2 protein-coding genes are annotated in these 982 nt (G+C 60.6%); one reads left to right on the top strand and one right to left on the bottom strand.

Annotated elements, in window-relative coordinates; translation table 11 throughout:
- Positions 1 to 375, top strand: a 375-nt coding sequence (locus ACFFNA_RS36925) for a VOC family protein (protein WP_111544956.1), incomplete at its 5' end; no start/stop codon positions are given.
- Between the two features lie 55 nt (positions 376 to 430).
- Here the strand turns inward: ACFFNA_RS36925 and ACFFNA_RS36920 are convergent.
- Positions 431 to 982: TRAP transporter substrate-binding protein (locus tag ACFFNA_RS36920; protein ID WP_378924976.1), on the bottom strand; the 552-nt coding region annotated here is incomplete at its 5' end.

The raw sequence follows: 982 nt of genomic DNA, 5'->3' as shown, positions 1-982 counted from the left end.
ATGAAACTGAACCATGCCAATCTGATTACCACCGAAGTCGCGGCTCTTGCCGGCTTCTTCACCAGCCATTTCGGCTTCGAGCTTGTCGCCATGCGCGGCAAGGACGCCTTCGCGGTTTTACGCGGAACGGACGGCTTCATCCTCAACCTGATGATGCCGGGCAAGGGAGAGACGGCCCGCTATCCCGACGGTTTTCACGTCGGCTTCTTCGTGGGCAAACCGGACATTGTGCACGCAAAGCAGGCCGAGCTTGCCGATGCGGGCCTCGCGCCGGGCGAGGTCCAGGAGCTGACGCGCGGCGGCGTCAATTCGACGACCTTCTACTGCCTTGCCCCAGGCGGAATACTGGTCGAGGTGAGTTCCTCGCCAGCCTGAAAAGAAAGACCCCGGGCGAGCAGGCCCGGGGTCTTTCGAATATGCAAAGAGCGGTCTACAGCTTGCCGTTGCGCTGCTGGACCATCATGAAGGTGTCGTAATTGTATTCGGCCACCTGCGCCCAGAGATAGTGCTCCTTGCGGAAGCCCTTGATCGAGTCCCAGATCTTCTTGAACGGCGCGTTGGTGGCTTCCATTTCGGCATAGACCTCGTTGGCCTTTTCGAAGCAGGCGGCCATGATGTCCTGGCTGAACGGGCGCAGCTTGGCACCACCGGCCACCAGCCGCTTCACCGCTGCCGGGTTCAGATAATCGTATTTCTGCAGCATGTTGGCATCGGCAGCCTGGGCGGCGGTGCGCAGCAGAGATTTGTAAGCCGGCGAAAGCTCGTCGTATTTCGCCTTGTTGAACATCAGATGGACGGTCGGACCGCCTTCCCACCAGCCGGGGTAGTAGTAATAGGGCGCCACCTTGTAGAAGCCGAGCTTCTCGTCGTCATACGGACCGACCCATTCGGCGGCGTCGATGGTGCCTTTTTCCAGCGCCGGATAGATATCGCCGCCGGCGATCTGCTGCGGCACGACGCCGAGCTTCTGCACCACCTTGCC

Origin of the sequence: Mesorhizobium kowhaii (assembly GCF_042431665.1) — a bacterium.
GTDB classification, from domain to species: Bacteria; Pseudomonadota; Alphaproteobacteria; order Rhizobiales; family Rhizobiaceae; genus Mesorhizobium; species Mesorhizobium kowhaii.
This window is presented reverse-complemented; position numbering and strand designations above follow the sequence as displayed.